We start from the raw sequence: 22,283 nt of genomic DNA on the forward strand, positions 1-22,283 counted from the left end.
TTCAGCCCTCGCTCCTCCGGTTCAACTGGTGAAGAAGCCGGGCCAGTTCAGCGACTTCCTTACGGTCCCAGTTCGCGAGCTGCCGCACGTAACGCGCCCGCCGCGCATCACGGACCGTACGGAACCGGGCCCGGCCCTCCTCCGTGAGGTGGACGAGCCAGGCGCGGCCGTCGGCGGGGTCGGGCTCGCGGGTGATGAGGCCCAGCTCTTCGAGGGCCCTCAGCTGCCGAGACATGGTGGCCTTGCCGACACCGATGAAGGCGGCAAGCTCGGTGGCACGCTGACCGCCCCGCTCGTCCAGGCGTGCGAGCAGCCCGTACGCGGCGGACTCCAGGTCGGGGTGAACCTCCCGGGCCATCTCCCCGGACGAGGCCCGCGCACGCCGCAGCAGAACGGTCAACTCCCGCTCCAGGGCCAGGAATTCCTGATCCACACCCTGCCCCGCCCGCAACGCCTGCCCCTCACCGTTACCACCCTCACCCACATCGGCCCCTGACTAAGCTGCACGATCCTGAAAGTTTCGCCGAAGCTTAGCCATTCCCGCAGCTCCGGGGGTATTTCCCGGACGTAGCGAAGACCCGGGCCCCGCAAGGGAACCCGGGCCTTCTCACCTCCCGGTGACGTCCGTCACGCCGCGACCGGAACCTCCGAACCCGCCCCGCGAGCCGCAGGCGACAACGCCAGCTCCAGCACCTGCCGAACATCCGTGACGGCGTGCACGTCGAGCTTCGACAGAACCTCGGCGGGCACATCGTCCAGATCGGCCTCGTTCCGCTTGGGAATGATGACGGTGTTGACACCGGCCCGATGCGCGGCCAGCAGCTTCTGCTTGACGCCGCCGATGGGCAGCACCCGCCCGGTCAGCGAGACTTCACCGGTCATCGCCACATCCGTACGGACGAGCCGCCCGCTCAGCAGCGAGGCAAGCGCCGTCGTCATCGTCACGCCCGCGCTCGGCCCGTCCTTAGGAACCGCGCCCGCAGGGAAGTGGATGTGCACGCCCCGGTCCTTCAAGTCGCCCACGGGCAGCTCGAGTTCGGCGCCGTGCGAGCGGAGGAAGGAGAGCGCGATCTGCGCGGACTCCTTCATCACGTCGCCGAGCTGACCGGTGAGGGTCAGACCGGAGGCACCCGTCTCCGGATCGGCCAACGACGCCTCCACGTACAGCACATCGCCACCCGCGCCGGTGACCGCGAGCCCGGTGGCGACACCGGGAACGGCCGTACGGCGCTCGGCCGGGTCCTGAGCGGACTCGGGCACATGGTGCGGCCGGCCGATCAGCCCGCGCAGATCGCCCTCGCCGACCGTGAACGGCAGCTTCCGCTCGCCGAGTTCATGCTGAGCGGCGACCTTGCGGAGCAGCCGTGCGATGGCCCGCTCCAGGTTCCGTACACCCGCTTCGCGCGTGTACTCACCGGCGAGCTTGCGCAACGCGCTCTCGTCGAGAGTGACTTCGGCCTCTTCCAGCCCGGCCCGCTCCAACTGCCGCGGCAGCAGGTGGTCGCGGGCGATGACGACCTTCTCATCCTCGGTGTAACCGTCGAGCCGTACGAGCTCCATCCGGTCGAGCAGCGCCTCCGGAATGGCTTCCAGGACGTTGGCCGTGGCGAGGAACACCACGTCGCTCAGGTCGAGTTCGACCTCCAGGTAGTGGTCGCGGAAGGTGTGGTTCTGGGCGGGGTCGAGGACTTCCAGCAGGGCGGCGGCGGGGTCGCCCCGGAAGTCGGAGCCGACCTTGTCGATCTCGTCCAGCAGCACGACCGGGTTCATGGACCCGGCTTCCTTGATGGCGCGGACGATACGACCGGGCAGCGCGCCCACGTACGTACGCCGGTGACCGCGGATCTCGGCCTCGTCGCGTACGCCGCCGAGGGCGACCCGTACGAACTTGCGCCCCATCGCGTGCGCGACGGACTCGCCGAGGCTGGTCTTGCCGACACCGGGCGGCCCGACGAGCGCGAGCACGGCACCGCCGCGCCGCCCGCCCACGACTCCCAGTCCACGCTCCAGGCGCCGCTTGCGCACGGCCAGGTACTCGGTGATCCGCTCCTTCACATCCTCAAGACCGGCGTGCTCGGCATCGAGGATCGCTTGGGCGCCCTGGATGTCGTACTCGTCCTGCGTGCGCTCGTTCCAGGGCAGCTCGAGCACGGTGTCGAGCCAGGTCCGGATCCAGGAGCCCTCGGGCGACTGGTCGCTCGACCGCTCCAGCTTGTCGACCTCCTTAAGGGCGGCCTCGCGGACCTTCTCGGGCAGATCGGCGGCCTCGACGCGGGCCCGGTAGTCGTCGGACTCCTCGCCGTCCTGCTCGCCGTTCAGCTCGCGCAATTCCTTGCGTACGGCCTCGAGTTGCCGTCGCAGCAGGAACTCGCGCTGCTGCTTGTCGACGCCTTCCTGTACGTCCTTGGCGATGGACTCGGCGACGTCCTGCTCGGCGAGGTGCTCGCGGAGCTGCGTGGTGGCGAGCTTCAGCCGGGCGACGGGGTCGGCGATCTCGAGGAGGTCGACCTTCTGGGCGGTGGTCAGGAAGGGCGAGTACCCGGAGTTGTCGGCGAGGGCGGACACGTCGTCGATCGCCTGGACCCGGTCGACCACCTGCCAGGCACCGCGCTTGCGCAGCCAGCTGGTGGCGAGGGCCTTGTACTCCTTGACGAGGTCGGTCACTTGACCGAGCAGTGGATCGGGCACGCTCTCGTCGAGCCTCGTCCCCTCGACCCACAGGGCGGCGCCTGGCCCGGTGGTCCCGGCCCCGATCTTCACCCGCCCACGCCCGCGGATCAGCGCGCCCGGGTCGCCGTCGGCCAGCCTGCCGACCTGCTCGACGGTTCCGAGCACACCCGTACTCGCGTACGTGCCGTCGATCCGCGGAACAAGCAGCACCTTCGGCTTGCTACTCCCACTGGACCGTGCGGCGGCCTGCGCGGCCTCCACCGCGGCTCGTACATCGGCATCGTTCAGGTCCAGGGGCACCACCATCCCGGGCAGCACGACCTCGTCGTCGAGCGGCAGCACGGGCAGGGTGAGCGGTGTGGACGTCGAAGTCATGGTCTCCCCTATGGCAGTCAAGTTGAGTTATGCAGACTCAATGCACAGGGGTTGTGGAATGTTCCCGCCGCCAAGGGCCGTTCGCTGTCAGCGATCACAGACACCTCAACGGGTGAACAAAGCCGGTGAACATTGATCACCCGAACGGCAGACTGACCCCATGACCGCACCGGACCCGGATCCCAAGGCCGACCTGCACTTCTACCTGCAGTCCGCCCGCGACGCCCTGCTCTGGAAGCTCGAAGGACTCTCGGAGTACGACGCCCGCCGCCCCCTGACGCCGACCGGCACCAACATCCTGGGCCTGGTCAAACACGTGGCAACCATGGAGCTGGCCTACCTCGGCGACACCTTCGGACGACCGTCCGGCGAGCCGCTGCCCTGGATGGACGACGGTGCGGAAACCAACGCGGACATGTGGGCCACGGCCGACGAGTCACGCGAGTACATCGTGGGGCTCTACCGGCGGTCGTGGGCCCACGCGGACGCCACGATCGACGCGCTGGCGCTGGACACGATCGGCAGGGTGCCGTGGTGGCCCAACGGCAGAGACGAGGTGACACTGCATCACGCCGTAGTCCGCATGATCGCCGACACACACCGGCACGCAGGCCACGCCGACATCCTCCGGGAACTCATGGACGGCACCGCAGGAATGAACAAGGGCAACGACAGCCTGCCGCCGGGCGACGCAGCGTGGTGGGAGAACTATCGAACCCGGCTGGAGCGTGCGGCTCGGGAAGCCGAACGGGACGCGTGACGTCGGACCAGGCAGACGATTGGGGCTGACGCCGGGAGTCGTTAGGCCATGATCGGTCCATGCCCGAGATCGTTTTGATGTCAGACCCGAAGATCGCCGCCATACCCGTGGTGGACTGCGGCGAACCGCTCCTCGACGTCCGGCTCCACGAGCCTTTCCCGATCGACATCGACGCCCGCAGAAATGATGCCTCAGGGGCCTTCGCCCACCTGCGGGAAGGCGTCCTGACCCGGCTCCTCGACGCACAAGAGCTGCTGCCGGACGGCGTCCGTCTGCTGTTCGTCGAGGGATACCGGCCACCCGCCTTGCAGCGTTCGTACTTCGAGGGGTACGCCGACGAGCTTCGGAGCAACAACCCCGACTGGACCCCGGAACAACTCCGCTCTGCCGCAAGCCGCTACGTGTCCCCTCCGGAGATCGCCCCGCACAGCGCCGGCGCCGCCGTCGACCTCACCCTCGTCACGGCCGACGGCCAGGAACTCGACATGGGAACCCGGGTGAACGCCAGCCCAGAGGAGAGCGAAGGAGCCTGCTACACCGCCGCCCCCAACATCGGCCCGGAAGCGCGAGCCAACCGGCAGCTTCTCGTTGATGCGCTGACGGCGGTGGGCCTCGTCAACTACCCGACCGAGTGGTGGCATTGGTCCTACGGCGACCGCTACTGGGCACTCGCCACGGGCGCCGACCACGCCGTCTACGGGCCACGGGAGCTTGCCTGAGGCGCCCGGGGCCGTCACTCACGCTGCGCGCAGCCACTCCTCGAGCACGGCGAAGTCCGTATCGACGAGGCCGATCGTTGAATCGACGCGGTGGAGAAGTGCCTGCCCTGGATGGTGCGTTGACACCCAGGTGCGATCGAGATCGGTCATCTCGTCGTCGACCCAGATGAACGGGCGTCCCGCCGCGGTCTCGACGAGGGCTCGGGTCTTCCAGTGCAGCCCGCCTGCCTCGTCTTCCTCCGGAGCGTCCGGCAGGTCCGCCACGGGAAGCTCGGGCAGGCCGAGCAGCGGAGCTATCACCTCGTTGGCATCGTCCATCCAGGCCGTGGCCCACACCAAGGTGCAGGACAGCGCCAGCAAACGCGGACCATGCGCGAGATCGATCTTCGCCAGCTGCGGATTCGACACGTCCTGCCAGGCGTCCCAGTCCTCGAGAACCGAGGGAAGACGCGCTCCCCCATAGGGCAGGAGCGTTCCATCGACGTCCAGAAAGAGCAGCGGGCGCTCCGCTTGTTCGGCTTGTTCGGCCATGACCGCAGGCTACGGACTACCGTCACCACATGACGACCGACTCGGCCTCGCCCGAAGGCCTCGCATCGTTGCCCAAAGCCGAGTTCGCCTTCCCCGGCCCGCTGCGCGACCGGCTTGTCGCGGCGATCCTCGACGGATCCAAGACCTCCACGACGCAGCTTCTTGTGGAGTACGAGCACGAGGGGGAGCCCCTCCCGGAGGCCGGGAGCCGTTCCGTGGTCCTCGACTCCGACGACCGGCCGGTGGGAGTCATCGAGTTGACCGGCGCCCGCGTCGTCCCGCTGGCGCAGGTGGATCTCGCCCACGCGGTGGATGAGGGTGAGGGATACACCAGCGTGGCCGAGTGGCGGGCCGGCCACGAACGGTTCTGGCACAGCGAGGAGATGCGCGCGGAGCTGCTGGACCCCGGCTTCACCGTGGACGACACGACGCCCGCCGTCCTGGAACGCTTCCGGCTCGTCTCCGACCTCCGCTCCGCCGGCTGACCTGCCGCCCCAGGTCGGTACCCGCCTCACGTGCCGCACCCGGTCGGCACCCGGCTCACCTGCCGTGCCTGGCCTGCACCGCCCTCAATCTCCGTGAAAGCGGCGCCCCCACCGTCGTACTCCCCACGCACCACCCCCAACTGGCCGCACTCCCGCACCACATCGAGTCGCACGCGCCCACCACGTGCCCCCGTGCACCGGCTGACCCTCCCCTCAAGGACTTGCCAAGATGGGTGCATGACCACCGCGTACGACAGCCCCGTAGCCCCCGTAGTCATAGACCGCCGCAACGGCCCGTACGGCGAAGTCGTGCTGCGGCGGCATGGCGAGTTGCTGCAGATCATCGCCAACGGGTGTTTTCTGATGGACACATCGGACGGGCGGTCCGAGCGGTTGCTCGTTGACGCCGCTCGGGATGCGCTGGACGGGCGGCCGGAGCCGAGTGTGCTGATCGGCGGGCTCGGGGTCGGGTTCTCGCTGGCGCATGCGGCCGGGGATCCGCGGTGGGGGCGTATCGCGGTGGTCGAGCGGGAGCGGGCCGTCATCGACTGGCATCTGGACGGGCCGTTGTCGGAGATCTCGGCCGTGGCGCTCGCGGATCCGCGTACCGAGATCGTCGATGACGATTTGATCGCTTATGTCAATGAGACATCCGACACATACGACGCGCTCTGTCTCGACATCGACAACGGGCCGGGATGGACCGTGACGGAGGGCAACGAAAGCCTCTATTCGGCGGCCGGACTCGCCGCGTGCGCAAGGGTGTTGAGGCCAGGAGGGGTGCTGGCCGTGTGGTCGGCCCAGCCCTCGTCTGATTTCGAGGGAAGGTTGAGGAATGCCGGGTTCCGGCAGGTGCGTACCGAAGAGATCCCGGTTGCCCGGGGCGTTCCGGACGTCGTACATCTCGCTGTCGGGCCTGGATAGCCGAGCGGTGGTCACTGCCCGTACTCTGCTGACCTGACGCAGATCATTCAAGCGTCAAGCGCAGTCATGGAATCACCCCCACGATTCCGGAAAGCACACCTCAGGGGCGGGCGATGGAGCAGACACACACCTCCCACAACGGCGCGGCGGCGACGCAGGGCGCACAGCGCCGGGTGCTGGTGGTCGAGGACGATCCGACGATCGTGGACGCCATCGCCGCCCGGTTGCGGGCCGAGGGATTTCTCGTGCAAACCGCCGGTGACGGACCGGCCGCCGTCGACACGGCCGAGGCCTGGCAGCCCGATCTGCTGATCCTCGACATCATGCTGCCGGGCTTCGACGGCCTGGAGGTCTGCCGCCGCGTGCAGGCCCAGCGCCCGGTGCCGGTGCTGATGCTGACGGCACGCGACGACGAGACGGACATGCTCGTCGGGCTCGGCGTGGGCGCCGACGACTACATGACGAAGCCTTTCTCCATGCGCGAGCTGGCAGCGCGCGTCCATGTGCTGCTGCGCCGCGTGGAGCGCGCCGTGGTCGCCGCGTCGACGCCTCGCTCCGGCATCCTGCGCCTGGGCGAGCTGGAGATCGACCACGCGCAGCGGCGGGTGCGGGTGCGCAGCGAGGACGTTCATCTGACGCCCACCGAGTTCGATCTGCTGGTCTGCCTGGCCAATACGCCGCGTGCGGTGCTCTCCCGCGAGCAGCTGCTCGCCGAGGTGTGGGACTGGGCGGACGCCTCCGGCACCCGTACCGTGGACAGTCACATCAAGGCCTTGCGCCGGAAGATCGGCGCCGAGCGGATCCGTACGGTGCACGGCGTCGGCTACGCGCTGGAGACTCCCACTCCTTGAGTCCGACGAGCCCGATCTTCTGAGGAGGCTGTTCCATGAGCGAGGCCGACGAGACGCGCGACGATCCGCGCAAGAGGGCGGCGAGCGGCTGGAGCGCGAGCCTCTGGGCGGGCGTACGGCCCTTCTCGATCAAGACGAAGCTCGGCGCGCTGGTCGTCGTCTCGGTCTTCATCACCACTGTGCTGATGATGATCGCGGTGCGCACGGAGACCGAGCTGCGCTTCATCACCGTCTTCTCGATGATCGCGACCCTGCTGATCACGCAGTTCGTGGCGCACTCGCTGACGTCTCCCCTGGACGAGATGAACACCGTCGCCCGGAACATCTCGCACGGCGACTACACGAGCCGGGTCAAGGGCGCCGACCGCCGCGACGAACTGGGCGACCTGGCCCAGACGATCAACCGCATGGCCGACGACCTGGAGGCCCAGGACCGCCAGCGCAAGGAGCTCGTCGCGAACGTCTCGCACGAGCTGCGGACGCCGATCGCCGGACTGCGCGCGGTCCTGGAGAACGTCGTGGACGGCGTCTCGGCCGCCGATCCCGAAACGATGCGTACGGCGCTGAAGCAGACCGAGCGCCTCGGGCGCCTGGTGGACACGCTGCTCGACCTGTCCCGGCTGGACAACGGCGTCGTACCGCTGCGCAAGCGCCGCTTCGAGGTGTGGCCGTATCTGTCGGGCGTACTGAAGGAGGCCAACATGGTGGTCTCCGCGCGCGGCGGCATCTCCTCGGGGTCGGGCACTCACACGCGTACGGACGTGCATCTGCACCTGGACGTGTCGCCGCCCGAGCTGACCGCGCACGCCGACCCGGAGCGAATCCACCAGGTCGTCGCCAACCTCATCGACAACGCGGTCAAGCACAGCCCGCCGCACGGCCGCGTGACGGTGAAGGCGCGGCGCGGGGAGTATCCGGAGTCGCTCGATCTGGAGGTGCTGGACGAGGGCCCCGGGATTCCGCAGTCGGAGTGGCACCGGGTCTTCGAGCGTTTCAACCGGGGTGGAGTCGCCGCACCGCACGGTCCGGGCAGCGACGGCGGTACGGGTCTGGGGCTGGCGATCGCGCGGTGGGCGGTCGATCTGCACGGCGGCCGGATCGGAGTGGCCGAATCCCAGCGCGGCTGCCGGATCAAGGTCACTCTTCCGGGGCTTCCTCCGCTCAAGGCTGACGCGGCGTTCGAGCCCGAGTCGCAAGAGCAGGGCGAGATGCACGGATTCCGCGGGGCATCCACAGGGCAACCGCGCTTGTTTCCCGCCATTTCCAGCACCGAAACACGCGTTTCGATGTGACTTACATGACGATCAACCCGCCCGGCCTGCATGCAGCGGCTATGGAGGCGTAGCCTTAATTCCCGCTGTCCATCACCTTGTGAAGCGGAAGAGGGCGGTTGCCGCCGTGTCGCCACAGTCCCCCAGTAACTCGAGCATCTCCACAGACGACCAAGCCGGGAAGGCCGGGAAGAATCCGGCCGCCGCCTTCGGTCCGAACGAGTGGCTCGTCGACGAGATCTATCAGCAGTACCTCCAGGACCCGAATTCGGTAGACCGCGCCTGGTGGGACTTCTTCGCCGACTACAAGCCGGGTGGCGTCGCCGCCTCGGCCACGTCGCGTACTGCGGCCGCGGGGGCCGCAGGAACCTCCCCCACGCTCGAATCCACTCGCGCGGGGGGACCCCCATCGACCGCTCAGGCCGCGCCCGCGGCTCCGGCTCCCGCCGCCCCGGCCTCCGCCGACGGCCAGGCTCCGGCCGCGCCCGCTCCGGCCGCCCCCGCGGCGCCGAAGCCCGCAGCCGCCGCCCCGGCTCAGGCCCCGGCTCCCGCCAAGCCCGCTGCCGCCGCCAAGCCGGCCGCCGCGAAGGCCGCGCCCGCCAAGGCCGCTCCCGCGACCGAGGCACCGGGCGGCCCTGAGTACGTACCGCTGCGCGGCCCCGCCGCGGCCGTGGCGAAGAACATGAACGCCTCACTGGAGCTGCCCACGGCAACGTCCGTGCGTGCGGTCCCGGTGAAGCTGCTCTTCGACAACCGCATCGTCATCAACAACCATCTCAAGCGCGCCCGGGGCGGGAAGATCTCCTTCACCCACCTCATCGGCTACGCGATGGTGCAGGCCCTCAAGGCCATGCCGTCGATGAACTACCACTACGCCGAGAAGGACGGCAAGCCAACCCTGGTCAAGCCGGAGCACGTCAACTTCGGCCTCGCGATCGACCTGGTGAAGCCGAACGGCGACCGTCAGCTCGTCGTCGCCGGCATCAAGAAGGCCGAGACGCTGAACTTCTTCGAGTTCTGGCAGGCCTACGAGGACATCGTCCGCCGCGCCCGCGACGGCAAGCTGACGATGGACGACTTCTCCGGCGTCACGGTCTCCCTGACCAACCCCGGCGGCCTCGGCACCGTCCACTCCGTGCCCCGCCTGATGCCCGGCCAGTCGGTCATCATGGGCGTCGGCTCGATGGACTACCCGGCAGAGTTCCAGGGCACGTCCCAGGACACGCTCAACAAGCTGGGCATCTCCAAGGTCATGACCCTGACGTCGACGTACGACCACCGGGTCATCCAGGGCGCCGCCTCCGGCGAGTTCCTCCGCATCGTCGCGAACCTCCTCCTCGGTGAGAACGGCTTCTACGACGAGATCTTCGAGGCCCTCCGCATCCCGTACGAGCCGGTCCGCTGGCTCAAGGACATCGACGCCTCGCACGACGACGACGTCACGAAGGCCGCCCGCGTCTTCGAGCTGATCCACTCCTACCGGGTCCGCGGCCATGTCATGGCCGACACCGACCCGCTGGAGTACAAGCAGCGCAAGCACCCCGACCTGGACATCACCGAGCACGGGCTCACGCTGTGGGACCTGGAGCGCGAGTTCGCGGTCGGCGGCTTCGCCGGCAAGTCGATGATGAAGCTGCGCGACATCCTCGGCGTCCTGCGCGACTCGTACTGCCGCACCACCGGCGTCGAGTTCATGCACATCCAGGACCCGAAGCAGCGCAAGTGGATCCAGGACCGCGTCGAGCGCGGCCACACCAAGCCTGAGCGCGAGGAGCAGCTGCGCATCCTGCGCCGGCTGAACGCGGCGGAGGCATTCGAGACCTTCCTGCAGACGAAGTACGTCGGCCAGAAGCGCTTCTCGCTCGAGGGCGGCGAGTCCGTCATCCCGCTGCTTGACGCGGTCATCGACAGCGCCGCCGAGTCCCGCCTGGACGAGGTCGTCATCGGCATGGCCCACCGCGGCCGGCTGAACGTGCTCGCGAACATCGTCGGCAAGTCGTACGCGCAGATCTTCCGCGAGTTCGAGGGCAACCTCGACCCGAAGTCGATGCACGGCTCCGGTGACGTGAAGTACCACCTGGGCGCCGAGGGCACGTTCACGGGCCTGGACGGCGAGCAGATCAAGGTGTCGCTCACCGCGAACCCCTCGCACCTGGAGGCGGTCGACCCGGTCCTGGAGGGCGTCGCGCGCGCCAAGCAGGACATCATCGGCAAGGGCGGCACGGACTTCACGGTCCTGCCGATCGCCCTGCACGGCGACGCGGCCTTCGCGGGCCAGGGCGTCGTGGCCGAGACCCTGAACATGTCGCAGCTGCGCGGCTACCGCACCGGCGGCTCGGTCCACATCATCATCAACAACCAGGTCGGCTTCACGGCTCCGCCGGAGTCCGCGCGCTCGTCGATGTACTCCACCGACGTGGCCCGGATGATCGAGGCGCCGATCTTCCACGTGAACGGCGACGACCCCGAGGCCGTCGTCCGCGTCGCGCGCCTGGCCTTCGAGTTCCGGCAGGCGTTCAACAAGGACGTCGTCATCGACCTCATCTGCTACCGCCGCCGCGGGCACAACGAGACCGACAACCCGTCGTTCACGAACCCGCAGATGTACAGCCTGATCGACAAGAAGCGCTCGGTACGCAAGCTCTACACCGAGTCCCTCATCGGTCGCGGCGACATCACGCTGGAAGAGGCCGAGCAGGCGCTGCAGGACTTCCAGGGCCAGCTGGAGAAGGTCTTCACCGAGGTCCGCGAGGCCGCCCAGGCTCCGGCCGAGGTGCATGTCCCGCAGCCCGAGGCGGAGTTCCCGGTCCACGTGGACACCGCGGTCTCCCAGGAGGTCGTGAAGCGGATCGCCGAGTCGCAGGTCAACATCCCCGATCACATCACCGTCCACCCGCGTCTGATGCCGCAGATGCAGCGGCGCGCGGCGATGATCGAGGACGGCACGATCGACTGGGGCATGGGCGAGACCCTGGCCTTCGGCTCCCTGCTGATGGAGGGCACCCCGGTCCGTCTGTCGGGCCAGGACTCCCGCCGCGGCACGTTCGGCCAGCGCCACGCGGTCCTGGTGGACCAGAACACCGGCGAGGACTACACCCCGCTCCAGTACCTCTCCGAGGACCAGGCGCGCTACAACGTCTACGACTCGCTGCTCTCCGAGTACGCGGTCATGGGCTTCGAGTACGGCTACTCCCTGGCCCGCCCCGAGGCGCTGGTCCTGTGGGAGGCGCAGTTCGGCGACTTCGTCAACGGCGCCCAGACGGTCGTGGACGAGTTCATCTCGTCGGCGGAGCAGAAGTGGGCGCAGACGTCCGGCGTCACGCTGCTCCTCCCCCATGGCTACGAGGGCCAGGGCCCGGACCACTCCTCGGCCCGCCCGGAGCGGTTCCTCCAGCTCTGCGCCCAGAACAACATGACGGTCGCCATGCCGACCCTCCCGTCGAACTACTTCCACCTGCTGCGCTGGCAGGTCCACAACCCGCACCACAAGCCGCTGGTCGTCTTCACCCCGAAGTCGATGCTGCGTCTGAAGGCCGCGGCGTCGAAGGCGGAGGAGTTCACGACGGGCGGCTTCCGGCCGGTCATCGGCGACGCGTCGGTGGACCCGGCGGCGGTCCGCAAGGTCGTCTTCTGCAGCGGCAAGGTCTACTACGACCTCGAGGCCGAGCGTCAGAAGCGCGGCGCCAAGGACACGGCGATCATCCGCATCGAGCGCCTGTACCCGATCCCGGGTGCCGAGCTCCAGGCCGAGATCGCCAAGTACCCGAACGTAGAGAAGTACCTCTGGGCCCAGGAGGAACCGGCGAACCAGGGCGCCTGGCCCTTCATCGCCCTCAACCTCATCGACCACCTGGACCTCGCGGTCGGCGCGGACATCCCGCACGGCGAGCGCCTGCGGCGCATCTCCCGCCCGCACGGCTCGTCTCCGGCGGTGGGTTCCGCGAAGCGGCACCAGGCTGAGCAGGAGCAGTTGGTACGGGAGGTGTTCGAGGCGTAAGTCTCGGGCGTACGTCCCTGAAGGGCACCGTCCGGAGGGCCCGGCACCGAGTTCGTCTCGGGGCCGGGCCCTCCGGCGTATCCGGGTGCGTGCGGGCCCGTACGGGCGCGTGCGGCCGAAGGTCCGGCTCCGCATAACCTGGAGACGTCAGACCTACGCCCCCAGGAGAGCACCCGTGTACTTCACCGACCGTGGCATCGAGGAACTGGAGAAGCGGCGCGGCGAGGAAGAGGTCACCTTCGAGTGGCTCGCCGAGCAGTTCCGTACGTTCGTCGATCTCAACCCGGACTTCGAGGTGCCGGTGGAGCGGCTGGCGACCTGGCTGGCGCGGCTGGACGACGACGAGGACGACGAGTAGGGCTCGCGACGCCCGTCGAATCCATCGGGACCCGTCGGGACCCGTCGAACCTGCGCATTCACCTCCTGCGAGATCACTGGAACGGGTGTCTTGACTTTCCGTGACCGCGATATATCGTGAATAACGGAAGACGCGATATGGCGCGACCGGTCTGGGCTAGTGCTGGCCGGTGCCGCCTGTCGCGATGTTCCGCAACGTCCGTTCGTTCGCGTCGAGGAGGTCAGCACCATGTCCGAGTGGTCAGTCGCCGAGCCCAAGAAGCTCACCTTCGATGACCCCGTGACGGAACTCCACGTGCGACTCGTCAACGGAACGGTGAACGTCGTGGGGGTGGACGAAGGTTCCACCCGCCTCGAGGTGACCGAGATAGAGGGACCACCTCTCGTGGTGACCCACAAGGACGGCACGCTCACGGTTGCGTACGAGGACCTGCCGTGGAAGGGCTTCCTCAAGTGGCTCGACCGCAAGGGCTGGCGCCGCGGGGCGGTGGTCTCGCTGGCGATTCCGGCGCATGCACGCGTAGAGGTGGGTGTGGTCGGCGCCGCCGCCGTGGTCTCCGGGGTGGATGGCCCGACGGTGGTGAAGGGCGTCACGGGAGACACGACACTCGTCGGCCTCTCCGGCCCCGTACGCGCCGACACGGTCTCGGGGAACCTGGAGGCCCAGGCCGTCACCGGCGACCTGCGCTTCAACTCCGTCTCCGGTGACCTCACCGTCGTAGAGGGCTCGGGCTCCAGCGTGCGGGCGGACTCGGTGAGCGGCTCGATGATCGTCGACCTCGACACGGACAGCCCCACCGACGTCAGGCTGAACAACGTCTCGGGGGAGATCGCCGTCCGGCTGCCGCACCCCGCGGACGCGGAGGTCGAGGTCGACACCGCGAGCGGCACCGTCTCCAACGCCTTCGACGACCTCCGGGTCAGCGGCCAGTGGGGCGCCCACAAGATCACCGGCCGCCTGGGCTCGGGCACCGGAAAGCTGAAGGCGACGACGGTCTCGGGTTCGATCGCGTTGCTACGGAGGCCTCCGTCGGAGGACGAGCCATGGGACGCCGATCCGAAGGACACCACTACGGGCACCGGCCCATCCGACGAGAGCCCCGCTGACTCCCCGTCCGACAGCCCGAACGACAAGAAGGGGCTCTGACATGCCTCCCGTCTTTGCCCACGGACGACTGCGGCTCTACCTCCTGAAGCTGCTGGACGAGGCGCCGCGCCACGGGTACGAGGTGATCCGGCTCCTCGAGGAGCGCTTCCAGGGCCTGTACGCGCCCTCGGCCGGCACCGTGTACCCCCGCCTGGCCAAGCTGGAGGCCGAGGGCCTGGTCACCCACACCACCGAGGGCGGCCGCAAGGTGTACGCGATCACGGACGCGGGCCGCGCCGAGCTGGCCGACCGCAGCGGCGAGTTGGCCGACCTGGAGCTGGAGATCCGCGAGTCGGTGGCGGAGCTGGCCGCCGAGATCCGGGCCGATGTACGGGGCGCGGCAGGTGACCTGCGCCGCGAGATGCGGGCGGCGGCGAGCGAGGCGCGCCGGAGGCCCAACTCGGGCGGCGCCAAGGGGTGGCAGGGGGAGCACGAGGCCGCCCACGGGGACTCCACGGAGTACATGGAGAAGGAGGCGTGGCGTACCGCGAAGGAGGAGATGCGCCGCGTCAAGCAGGAGTGGAAGGAACAGGCCAGGCGCGCGAAGGACGAGAGCCGACGGGCCCGCGAGGAGGCCCAGCGGGCGCGCCGACAGGCCAAGGAGGCGCAGGAAAGGGCGCGGGCCCAGGCTCAGGAACTCCAGCGCGTCGCCAAGCGCGTCCAGGACCAGGTACAGGACCACTTCGCACGGGGCGACTGGCCCACGGGCGTACGGGAGGGCCTTACCGAACTGGCCAAGGAATTCGGCGAGTTCGGGAAGGGCTTCGGGAAGGACGCCGGCGCAGGCCGGCCGGAGAGGGAGCGGACACCGGAGCCCGACTACACGGTCACCCCCGAGGACTTCCCCGCCGACTACGAACCCGCCTGGGCGCACGACGACTCGACCGGCGAACCCACCCGCGACCTCGACCGCCTCCTGGACCGCTTCCGCGACGACATCCGCGACGCGGCCCGCGACAACGGCGTGACGGAGGACCAACTGCGCGAGTGCCGCCGCCACTTGTCGACGGCGGCGGCACACATAGGGGTGGTGTTGCGGCCCAAGGGCTGAGCGGGGAGCCCTCGGGGTGCGGTGCCCTCGGAAGCGCCGGGCGCCGCACCCCAGTTGACCCTTCGCCTCAGCCGGCCTTGGCCTCGCCGCCGCCGTAGAGCACACGCCGCAGCGACGCGTACGTCACGCCATGATCGGCCAGCACCTCCGCAGGGACGCCGGGGCGGGAAGTGAGGGCGATCAGGAGGTGCTCGTCACCGATATGCCGGTCCTTGTGAGCGGTAGCGATGCGCAGGGACTCCGTAAGAAGGCTCTTGGCGCCACGAGTGAAAGGACGATGACCGCCGATGAACCCGGACCACCACCCCTTGCCGCGCCCCTTGTCCTTCCCGTCGGCCCCCAACGCGCCCACGCCATGGGCCTCTTCGACCCTGGAGACGATCTCCGAGAGGTCAACGCCAAGACCGGACAGGGCGTCCGCCTCGGCGCGCGACAGCCCACCCCGTCGCCGTGCCTCGGCCAGGGCCTCCTTCACGGACTCCTTCTGACGGTCGAGCCCCAGGGAGGCGAGAGCGAACGCCCCACGGCTGCCCTCACGATCGAGCAGAGCCAACAGCACGTGCTGCTCCTCAACCGTCTCCGCACCCATCCGCTCGGCGTGCTCGACCGCGCCCAGCACCACCACGCGGGCGTCCTTGGTGAACCGTTCGAACATCACTGCCTCCCGTACTTCTTGTGGACGGCCTGCCTGCTGACACCCAGTTCCGCGGCGATCTCCTGCCACGACCAACCCTGATTGCGCGCACTGCGCACCTGCACCGCTTCGAGCTGCTCCAGCAGCCGCCGCAAGGCGGAGACGGCCCGCAGCCCGATCCGCGGATCGCGGTCACCCGCGCGCTCGGCAAGATCTGTTGCTTCGGTCATGACGTCAACGTACGTTGACACACCCCTTGATGTCAACCGCGGTTGACATCAAGGGGTGTGCAAGGAACAGGCACGGAGGCAGACGCGTCAGGAGGCGGGGTTGAGGACGATCTTCCCGAACTGCTCACCCGACTCCATCCGCTCGAACCCCTCACGGGCACGATCCAACGGCAGGACTTCATCGATGACAGGACGCACACCGGTCGCGGCGCAGAAGGACAACAGGTCCTCCAGCTCATCCTTCGTGCCCATCGTGGAGCCGATGACCTTGAGTTCGAGGAAGAAGATGCGGGTCAGTTCGGCGTGCGAGGGACGGTCGCCGCTGGTGGCACCCGAGATGACGAGGGTGCCGCCGGGCTTGAGGGACTTGACGGAGTGGGACCAGGTGGCGGCACCGACGGTCTCGATGACCGCGTCCACCCGCTCCGGCAGCCGGGCACCGGACTCCACGGCCTCCACGGCGCCCAGATCCACGGCCCGCTTACGCTTCGCCTCGTCACGGCTGGTGGCGAAGACCCGCAGCCCCGCAGCCTTCCCCAGCACGATCGCGGCGGTGGCCACACCGCCTCCGGCGCCCTGTACGAGAACGGAGTCGCCGGGGCGTACGCCGGCGTTGGTGAAGAGCATGCGGTACGCCGTCAGCCAGGCGGTGGGCAGACAGGCAGCCTCCTCGAAGGAGAGCTCCTTGGGCTTCGGCAGTACGTTCCAGGCGGGTACGGAGACCTGTTCCGCGAACGTTCCCTGGTACCGCTCGGTGAGGATGGAACGCGGTTCCTTGGGTCCAACCCCGTGTCCCGTCTGCCCGATCACGGAGTGCAGCACCACCTCGTTGCCGTCCTCGTCGACCCCGGCGGCGTCGCACCCGAGGATCATCGGCAACCGGTCCTCCGGGAGGCCCACGCCCCGTAGCGACCACAGGTCATGGTGGTTCAGGGAAGCGGCCCTGACGTTCACGGTCGCCCAGCCGTCCCGAGCCACGGGGGCGGGCCGCTCGCCCAACTCCAGCCCGTTCAAGGGCTGATCCCGATCAATACGTGCAGCGTATGCAGCAAACATGTGCCGACCCTAACCGGCTTCGGTTCAGCGGGGCGCCCACGGGGGTGGTGGGTTCGGTGCGTGGGCGACTGCGGGTCCGTCGTGGGTGGTCGCGTAGTTCCCCCAGCCCCGCCCCTTCCCGAAACTGGGGGCTGCGCCCCCAGGCCCCCTGCCTCCGGCGGGGTGGGGGGCGCCTTCGGCGGGTGGGTGGGTTTGTGGGATGGGCGGGGTGCCTCCAGGAGCTGGGCGCCTACCGCGGGTGGGTGGATTTCCGGGTGAGTGGGGTGCCTACCGGGGTGGGGGTGACAGTCGTGTCGCGGCTGCGGGTGCATTGTGGCTGGTCGCGCAGTTCCCCGCGCCCCTAAAAGCAAAAGCCTGCGACTGCCCGCGGCCGGGGAGGCGCCCGCACTCGGGCAGCCCGCGGCCGGGAAGGCGCCCGCGCCCCGAGCAAGCCCGCGGCCCGGGAAGCCCGCCCGGAGGGAGCCCGCACCCCCATGGCCCCGCGGCCGCCCACGGCGGCAAGGGGACGGGGCGGGGGTGTGCGCCCGCAGCGGCCGGCGCGCCACCCCGAGCACCCTCTACCAGCCAACCGCAACGCGCGCCGGTCCGAGGACGGACACCCCCGACGCGGCCCCGCACCCACCACAAACCCAAGCGGCGCGAGGCTGTGACATATGCGGCTCCGCCGCGTGGGCACGACCAGCCACACTCAACCCGCGGTCGACAACGAACCCAACCGCCCAACCGCCGGAGGCGACGCCGGCGTCAACGCCGAGCGACACCCTCCGCCCGAGCGGCAGCGGCGACCGCCGCCGTGACCGCAGGAGCAACCCGCTCGTCAAACGGCGACGGGATGACGTAATCCGCGGCAAGGTCGTCCCCGACGACCGCAGCCAACGCCTCGGCCGCCGCGATCTTCATCCCCTCCGTGATCCGAGACGCCCGCACCTGCAGCGCCCCCGCGAAGATCCCGGGAAACGCCAGCACGTTGTTGATCTGGTTGGGGTAGTCGGACCGCCCGGTCGCCACCACAGCCGCGTACTTGTGCGCGACATCGGGGTGCACCTCGGGATTCGGGTTGGCCATCGCAAACACGAACGCGCCCTCGGCCATGGAAGCGACGGCCGGCTCCGGAACCGTACCGCCGGACACCCCGATGAAGACGTCGGCGCCGGCGAGCGCGGCCTCCAACGACCCCGACAACCCAGCCTTGTTGGTCAGCGCGGCAAGCTCCCGCTTGACCGGCGTCAGATCGTCCCGGTCCTCGGACACGACACCCTTGCGGTCCGCGACCGCGACATCCCCGAGCCCCGCCTCGAGCAGGAACTTGGCGATGGCGACGCCGGCCGCCCCCGCACCGGAGATCACCGCACGCAGATCCCCGAGCGACCGCCCCGTCAGCCGAGCCGCATTCCTGAGGGCGGCCAGCGTGACGACAGCGGTCCCGTGCTGGTCGTCGTGGAAGACGGGAATGTCCACCCGCTCCTGCAGCCGCCGCTCGATCTCGAAGCACCGGGGCGCCGAGATGTCCTCGAGGTTGACCCCGCCGAATGACGGCGCGAGCCGCACCACGGTCTCGATGATCTCGTCGACGTCCGTCGTGGCCAGAGCGATCGGCACCGCGTCGACCCCGCCGAACTGCTTGAACAGGATCGCCTTGCCCTCCATCACGGGGAGGGAGGCCTCGGGCCCGATGTCGCCGAGCCCGAGCACGGCCGTACCGTCCGTCACCACGGCCACCACGGACGACTTCCACGTGTAGTCGTGGACGAGTTCCGGCTGCTCGGCGATGGCGCTGCACACCTTCGCGACGCCGGGCGTGTAAGCGAGGGACAGGTCGTCCTTGTCCCGGACGGGAACGGTGGCCCGCACGGCCATCTTCCCGCCCCGGTGCAGGGCGAACGCCGGGTCGATGGAATCGAGAGGCTCGGCGCCGCCGTCCTTATCCGTACTGCCGTCGCTGCGAGGATTGACGATCTCCGCTGCCACTTGTTTTACCCCTTAAGTCTTGAACGGTTGAGGGTGTCCACTCCGGGTGAGGGGTGGGCGGGCACCGCGTATGTCCCTGATGTGACGGCTACGTACGGGTACGTACGGGCACATACGCGACGGGCGCGCCGCACACGCGCCCTGAGCCCCGGATGAGGGGTGTAAGGAACCTTCTTACCGGACGGACGCCGTCGCCGACGAGTCCATAACACCAAGGTCACATGACGCTGGCAGGAATTGTGCCCGTATACACAGACACATCCTGACAAGTCAGCAGGGCGCCGCAAGTGCGCAGAGGCGGCCGCTCGCATCGCGCGAAGCACCGAAGATCTTCCGGCCAGAAGGCGAAGAATCCGCACAAGATCCGGTCATGATCGACCGGTCCGGCACGGGTCGGGGGTCACCCGTTATCCGATTTTGACATAGCGGGCACCCTGAGGGGATCCGTCCGAATGGCAAGATTGCCGTCATCACACGAGGTCGCGACACCCACAAAGGTGTGTGTTCTCGTCGACCCATCGGCACTCCACCCTTCCGCCGGAGGAATCACCATGACCGCAAGCTCCACCCGTCGTACGACCGCCGCCCGCTCCCGGATGGCCGCGGTCGGTGCGATCGCGGTCGCCGGCGCCCTGCTACTCACGGGCTGCGGTGACCAGACCGAGAGCAGCAGCTCGGACAGCACCGACACCTCTTCGGCGAAAGCGGCCCCGCTGGCCGACAAGCTGCCGAAGGAGATCCGTGACGCGGGCGTCGTCAAGGTCGGTTCCGACATCGCGTACGCGCCGGTCGAGTTCAAGGACGACTCCGGCAAGACGGTCGGTATCGACCCCGACATCGCCGCCGCCATGGGCAAGCAGCTCGGCGTGAAGTTCGAGTTCGAGAACGGCACGTTCGACACGCTGATCACCGGTCTGCGTTCCGACCGGTACGACATCGCCATGTCCGCGATGACCGACACCAAGGACCGCCAGGAGGGCGTCGACTCCGAGACGGGCAAGAAGGTCGGCGAGGGCGTCGACTTCGTCGACTACTTCACCGCCGGTGTCTCGATATACACCAAGAAGGGCGACGACCAGGGCATCAAGACCTGGTCCGACCTGTGCGGCAAGAAGATCGTTCTGCAGCGCGGCACGGTCTCCGAGGACCTCGCCAAGGCCGAGGCGAAGAAGTGCACCGGCGGCAAGACGATCACCATCGAGGCCTTCGACAACGACCAGCAGGCCCAGACCCGCCTGCGCGGTGGCGGCGCCGACGCCGGCTCCTCCGACTTCCCGGTCGCCGCGTACGCGGTGAAGACCTCGGGCGGAGGCAAGGACTTCGAGCTCGTCGGCGAGCAGGTCGAGGCCGCCCCGTACGGCATCGCGGTCGCCAAGGACAACACCGAGCTGCGGGACGCGCTGAAGGCCGCCCTGGACGCGATCATCGAGAACGGCGAGTACGACAAGATCATCAAGAAGTGGGGCGTCGAGGACGGCGCCGTCAAGGAAGCCACCATCAACGGCGGCAAGTGACCGCGCGGCCGGCGGGCACTGAAAGGCAACACCCGTGACTGTTGACATCGACAAGACGGACGGACCGGCGGACACCCCGCCGGCCGGCCCGGAGGCCATCAAGGCCATCCCGGTCCGTCACTACGGACGGTACGTCTCCGCCGTCATCGCCCTCGCCCTGCTGGGCGGGGTCATCTACGCGTTCTCCCAGGGCAAGATCAACTGGGGCGCGATCCCGGACTACCTCTTCAACGACCGCATCCTCAGCGGCGTCGGCAACACGCTGCTGCTCACGGTGCTGTGCATGCTGATCGGCGTCGTCGGCGGCATCCTGCTGGCGGTGATGCGGCTGTCGAAGAACCCGGTCACCTCGTCCATCGCGTGGTTCTACATCTGGTTCTTCCGCGGCACCCCGGTCCTGGTCCAGCTCATCGTCTGGTTCAACCTGGGCCTGGTCTTCGAGTACATCAACCTCGGGCCGGTCTACAAGGACGAGTGGTCGCAGTTCATGACCCCGTTCCTGACGGCGCTGCTGGGCCTCGGCCTCAACGAGGCCGCGTACATGGCGGAGATCTGCCGCGCCGGCCTCCTCTCGGTCGACGAGGGCCAGACCGAGGCCTCGCACGCGCTCGGCATGAGCCACGGCAAGACCCTGCGCCGGATCGTCATCCCGCAGGCGATGCGCGTGATCGTGCCGCCCACGGGCAACGAGGTCATCAACATGCTGAAGACGACCTCGCTGGTGTCCGTGGTCCAGTACTCGGAGCTGCTTCGTGTCGCCCAGGACATCGGTCAGACGTCCGGCGCCCCGGCCGAGATGCTGTTCCTCGCCGCGGCCTGGTACCTGGTGCTGACCTCGGTCTTCAGCGTCGGCCAGTACTACCTGGAGCGGTATTACGCCCGCGGTTCCAGCCGTACGCTCCCGGACACCCCGTTCCAGAAGATCAAGGCGAACATGCTGTCCCTCTCCAACCGTCCAGGATCGACGCCGGGAGGTGCCGCATGACCGCCATGGTGAAGGCCGAGGGCGTCCACAAGTCGTTCGGCCCGGTCGAGGTCCTCAAGGGCATCGACCTGGAAGTACAGTCCGGCGAGGTCTTCTGCCTCATCGGCCCCTCCGGCTCCGGCAAGTCGACCTTCCTGAGGTGCATCAACCACCTCGAGAAGATCAACGCGGGCCGTCTGTACGTCGACGGAGAGCTGGTCGGCTACCGCCAGAAGGGCGACAAGCTGTACGAGCTCAGGGACAACGAGGTCGCCCTGAAGCGCCGGGACATCGGCATGGTCTTCCAGCGTTTCAACCTGTTCCCGCACATGACGGCTCTCGAGAACATCATCGAGGCCCCGGTCCAGGTCAAGGGCGTCAGCAAGGCGCAGGCGCGGGAGCGCGCGGGCCAGTTGCTGGAGCGGGTGGGCCTGGCCGACAAGGCCGGGACGTACCCCTCGCAGCTCTCCGGCGGCCAGCAGCAGCGCGTGGCGATCGCCCGCGCGCTGGCCATGGAGCCGAAGCTGATGCTCTTCGACGAGCCGACCTCGGCCCTCGACCCGGAGCTGGTCGGCGACGTCCTCGACGTCATGCGTGACCTCGCCGAGTCCGGCATGACCATGATCGTCGTCACCCACGAGATGGGCTTCGCCCGCGAGGTCGGCGACAGCCTGGTCTTCATGGACGGCGGCGTGGTCGTCGAGTCGGGCCACCCCCGCGACGTACTGACGGATCCGCAGCACGAGCGGACGAAGTCGTTCCTGTCCAAGGTTCTCTGA

The 22,283-nt window shown here is 68.7% G+C and carries 21 protein-coding genes; 13 read left to right on the forward strand and 8 right to left on the reverse strand.

Annotated features, from left to right (window positions below):
• Window position 1: 1 nt before the first annotated feature.
• Both ACQEVY_RS14805 and lon read right to left on the reverse strand, forming a co-directional pair.
• Window positions 2-484, reverse strand: coding sequence for a MarR family winged helix-turn-helix transcriptional regulator (locus ACQEVY_RS14805; protein WP_328768684.1), 483 nt, complete (start codon window positions 482-484; stop codon window positions 2-4).
• Window positions 485-627: 143 nt separating this feature from the next.
• A complete protein-coding gene (gene lon / locus ACQEVY_RS14810) occupies window positions 628-3,045 on the reverse strand; it encodes an endopeptidase La (RefSeq protein ID WP_432948569.1) in 2,418 nt (805 codons plus the stop codon).
• Window positions 3,046-3,205: 160 nt separating this feature from the next.
• On the opposite strand from lon, the gene ACQEVY_RS14815 reads away from it, so the two are divergent.
• Complete coding sequence (locus tag ACQEVY_RS14815) at window positions 3,206-3,805, forward strand: DinB family protein (protein ID WP_432948571.1); 600 nt, start codon at window positions 3,206-3,208, stop codon at window positions 3,803-3,805.
• A 59-nt stretch (window positions 3,806-3,864) separates the two neighbouring features.
• Window positions 3,865-4,524 (forward strand): M15 family metallopeptidase, encoded by a 660-nt coding sequence (locus ACQEVY_RS14820; protein ID WP_432948573.1) that lies wholly within the window; start codon window positions 3,865-3,867, stop codon window positions 4,522-4,524.
• An 18-nt stretch (window positions 4,525-4,542) separates the two neighbouring features.
• On the opposite strand, the gene ACQEVY_RS14825 is transcribed toward ACQEVY_RS14820, so the two are convergent.
• A complete protein-coding gene (locus ACQEVY_RS14825) occupies window positions 4,543-5,055 on the reverse strand; it encodes an HAD domain-containing protein (protein WP_432948575.1) in 513 nt (170 codons plus the stop codon).
• Between the two features lie 29 nt (window positions 5,056-5,084).
• Between ACQEVY_RS14825 and ACQEVY_RS14830 the strand changes: the two genes are divergently transcribed.
• Window positions 5,085-5,540 carry an ASCH domain-containing protein gene (locus tag ACQEVY_RS14830; protein ID WP_432948577.1) on the forward strand — a complete coding sequence of 152 codons (456 nt, stop codon included), beginning with the start codon at window positions 5,085-5,087 and terminating at the stop codon, window positions 5,538-5,540.
• Between the two features lie 26 nt (window positions 5,541-5,566).
• Here ACQEVY_RS14830 and ACQEVY_RS14835 read toward each other — a convergent pair whose 3' ends face one another.
• A complete protein-coding gene (locus tag ACQEVY_RS14835; RefSeq protein WP_432948579.1) occupies window positions 5,567-5,713 on the reverse strand; it encodes a hypothetical protein in 147 nt (48 codons plus the stop codon).
• A 64-nt stretch (window positions 5,714-5,777) separates the two neighbouring features.
• On the opposite strand from ACQEVY_RS14835, the gene ACQEVY_RS14840 reads away from it, so the two are divergent.
• From ACQEVY_RS14840 to ACQEVY_RS14870, 7 genes are all read left to right on the forward strand, one after another.
• Complete coding sequence (locus ACQEVY_RS14840) at window positions 5,778-6,464, forward strand: spermidine synthase (protein WP_432948581.1); 687 nt, start codon at window positions 5,778-5,780, stop codon at window positions 6,462-6,464.
• A gap of 113 nt (window positions 6,465-6,577) precedes the next feature.
• A complete protein-coding gene (locus ACQEVY_RS14845) occupies window positions 6,578-7,315 on the forward strand; it encodes a response regulator transcription factor (RefSeq protein ID WP_328768693.1) in 738 nt (245 codons plus the stop codon).
• Between the two features lie 35 nt (window positions 7,316-7,350).
• Window positions 7,351-8,607, forward strand: a complete 1,257-nt coding sequence (locus tag ACQEVY_RS14850; protein WP_432948583.1) for a HAMP domain-containing sensor histidine kinase — start codon at window positions 7,351-7,353, stop codon at window positions 8,605-8,607.
• A gap of 106 nt (window positions 8,608-8,713) precedes the next feature.
• Entirely contained in the window at window positions 8,714-12,583 is a 3,870-nt protein-coding gene (locus ACQEVY_RS14855; protein ID WP_432948585.1) for a multifunctional oxoglutarate decarboxylase/oxoglutarate dehydrogenase thiamine pyrophosphate-binding subunit/dihydrolipoyllysine-residue succinyltransferase subunit, read from the forward strand.
• 175 nt (window positions 12,584-12,758) lie between these two features.
• Window positions 12,759-12,941 carry a DUF6104 family protein gene (locus ACQEVY_RS14860; RefSeq protein ID WP_033320086.1) on the forward strand — a complete coding sequence of 61 codons (183 nt, stop codon included), beginning with the start codon at window positions 12,759-12,761 and terminating at the stop codon, window positions 12,939-12,941.
• 228 nt (window positions 12,942-13,169) lie between these two features.
• Window positions 13,170-14,087: a DUF4097 family beta strand repeat-containing protein gene (locus ACQEVY_RS14865; protein ID WP_432948588.1), complete on the forward strand. Its 918-nt coding sequence runs from the start codon at window positions 13,170-13,172 to the stop codon at window positions 14,085-14,087.
• Window position 14,088: 1 nt separating this feature from the next.
• The gene (locus tag ACQEVY_RS14870; RefSeq protein WP_432948590.1) at window positions 14,089-15,138 is read left to right on the forward strand and encodes a helix-turn-helix transcriptional regulator; all 1,050 of its coding nucleotides are present in this window, start codon (window positions 14,089-14,091) and stop codon (window positions 15,136-15,138) included.
• Window positions 15,139-15,205: 67 nt separating this feature from the next.
• On the opposite strand, the gene ACQEVY_RS14875 is transcribed toward ACQEVY_RS14870, so the two are convergent.
• From ACQEVY_RS14875 to ACQEVY_RS14890, 4 genes are all read right to left on the reverse strand, one after another.
• Window positions 15,206-15,793, reverse strand: coding sequence for a Clp protease N-terminal domain-containing protein (locus ACQEVY_RS14875; RefSeq protein WP_432948592.1), 588 nt, complete (start codon window positions 15,791-15,793; stop codon window positions 15,206-15,208).
• A complete protein-coding gene (locus tag ACQEVY_RS14880; RefSeq protein ID WP_010984411.1) occupies window positions 15,793-16,002 on the reverse strand; it encodes a helix-turn-helix domain-containing protein in 210 nt (69 codons plus the stop codon). The genes ACQEVY_RS14875 and ACQEVY_RS14880 overlap by 1 nt, the downstream gene beginning before the upstream one ends.
• A gap of 87 nt (window positions 16,003-16,089) precedes the next feature.
• On the reverse strand, window positions 16,090-17,058 hold the full coding sequence (locus ACQEVY_RS14885; RefSeq protein WP_432948595.1) for a zinc-binding dehydrogenase: 969 nt from the start codon (window positions 17,056-17,058) through the stop codon (window positions 16,090-16,092).
• A gap of 744 nt (window positions 17,059-17,802) precedes the next feature.
• Window positions 17,803-19,026: an NAD(P)-dependent malic enzyme gene (locus ACQEVY_RS14890; protein WP_432948597.1), complete on the reverse strand. Its 1,224-nt coding sequence runs from the start codon at window positions 19,024-19,026 to the stop codon at window positions 17,803-17,805.
• Window positions 19,027-19,577: 551 nt separating this feature from the next.
• Between ACQEVY_RS14890 and ACQEVY_RS14895 the strand changes: the two genes are divergently transcribed.
• From ACQEVY_RS14895 to ACQEVY_RS14905, 3 genes are read left to right on the forward strand one after another with little or no spacing between them, the layout of a single operon-like run.
• Complete coding sequence (locus ACQEVY_RS14895; RefSeq protein WP_432948599.1) at window positions 19,578-20,540, forward strand: ABC transporter substrate-binding protein; 963 nt, start codon at window positions 19,578-19,580, stop codon at window positions 20,538-20,540.
• A gap of 34 nt (window positions 20,541-20,574) precedes the next feature.
• A complete protein-coding gene (locus ACQEVY_RS14900; RefSeq protein WP_432948601.1) occupies window positions 20,575-21,525 on the forward strand; it encodes an amino acid ABC transporter permease in 951 nt (316 codons plus the stop codon).
• A complete protein-coding gene (locus ACQEVY_RS14905; protein ID WP_432948603.1) occupies window positions 21,522-22,283 on the forward strand; it encodes an amino acid ABC transporter ATP-binding protein in 762 nt (253 codons plus the stop codon). Before ACQEVY_RS14900 ends, ACQEVY_RS14905 begins: the two co-directional genes overlap by 4 nt.

The organism is Streptomyces sp. CA-288835, from assembly GCF_050936385.1.
Classification (GTDB): domain Bacteria; phylum Actinomycetota; class Actinomycetes; order Streptomycetales; family Streptomycetaceae; genus Streptomyces.

Bases quoted from the DNA above. Each gene is read 5' to 3' on its own strand.
- lon (WP_432948569.1), bottom strand. From the start codon at position 3,045: ATGACTTCGACGTCCACACCGCTCACCCTGCCCGTGCTGCCGCTCGAC.
- ACQEVY_RS14815 (WP_432948571.1), top strand. From the start codon at position 3,206: ATGACCGCACCGGACCCGGATCCCAAGGCCGACCTGCACTTCTACCTG.
- ACQEVY_RS14820 (WP_432948573.1), top strand. From the start codon at position 3,865: ATGCCCGAGATCGTTTTGATGTCAGACCCGAAGATCGCCGCCATACCC.
- ACQEVY_RS14825 (WP_432948575.1), bottom strand. From the start codon at position 5,055: ATGGCCGAACAAGCCGAACAAGCGGAGCGCCCGCTGCTCTTTCTGGAC.
- ACQEVY_RS14830 (WP_432948577.1), top strand. From the start codon at position 5,085: ATGACGACCGACTCGGCCTCGCCCGAAGGCCTCGCATCGTTGCCCAAA.
- ACQEVY_RS14840 (WP_432948581.1), top strand. From the start codon at position 5,778: ATGACCACCGCGTACGACAGCCCCGTAGCCCCCGTAGTCATAGACCGC.
- ACQEVY_RS14845 (WP_328768693.1), top strand. From the start codon at position 6,578: ATGGAGCAGACACACACCTCCCACAACGGCGCGGCGGCGACGCAGGGC.
- ACQEVY_RS14850 (WP_432948583.1), top strand. From the start codon at position 7,351: ATGAGCGAGGCCGACGAGACGCGCGACGATCCGCGCAAGAGGGCGGCG.
- ACQEVY_RS14865 (WP_432948588.1), top strand. From the start codon at position 13,170: ATGTCCGAGTGGTCAGTCGCCGAGCCCAAGAAGCTCACCTTCGATGAC.
- ACQEVY_RS14870 (WP_432948590.1), top strand. From the start codon at position 14,089: ATGCCTCCCGTCTTTGCCCACGGACGACTGCGGCTCTACCTCCTGAAG.
- ACQEVY_RS14875 (WP_432948592.1), bottom strand. From the start codon at position 15,793: ATGTTCGAACGGTTCACCAAGGACGCCCGCGTGGTGGTGCTGGGCGCG.
- ACQEVY_RS14880 (WP_010984411.1), bottom strand. From the start codon at position 16,002: ATGACCGAAGCAACAGATCTTGCCGAGCGCGCGGGTGACCGCGATCCG.
- ACQEVY_RS14885 (WP_432948595.1), bottom strand. From the start codon at position 17,058: ATGTTTGCTGCATACGCTGCACGTATTGATCGGGATCAGCCCTTGAAC.
- ACQEVY_RS14895 (WP_432948599.1), top strand. From the start codon at position 19,578: ATGACCGCAAGCTCCACCCGTCGTACGACCGCCGCCCGCTCCCGGATG.
- ACQEVY_RS14905 (WP_432948603.1), top strand. From the start codon at position 21,522: ATGACCGCCATGGTGAAGGCCGAGGGCGTCCACAAGTCGTTCGGCCCG.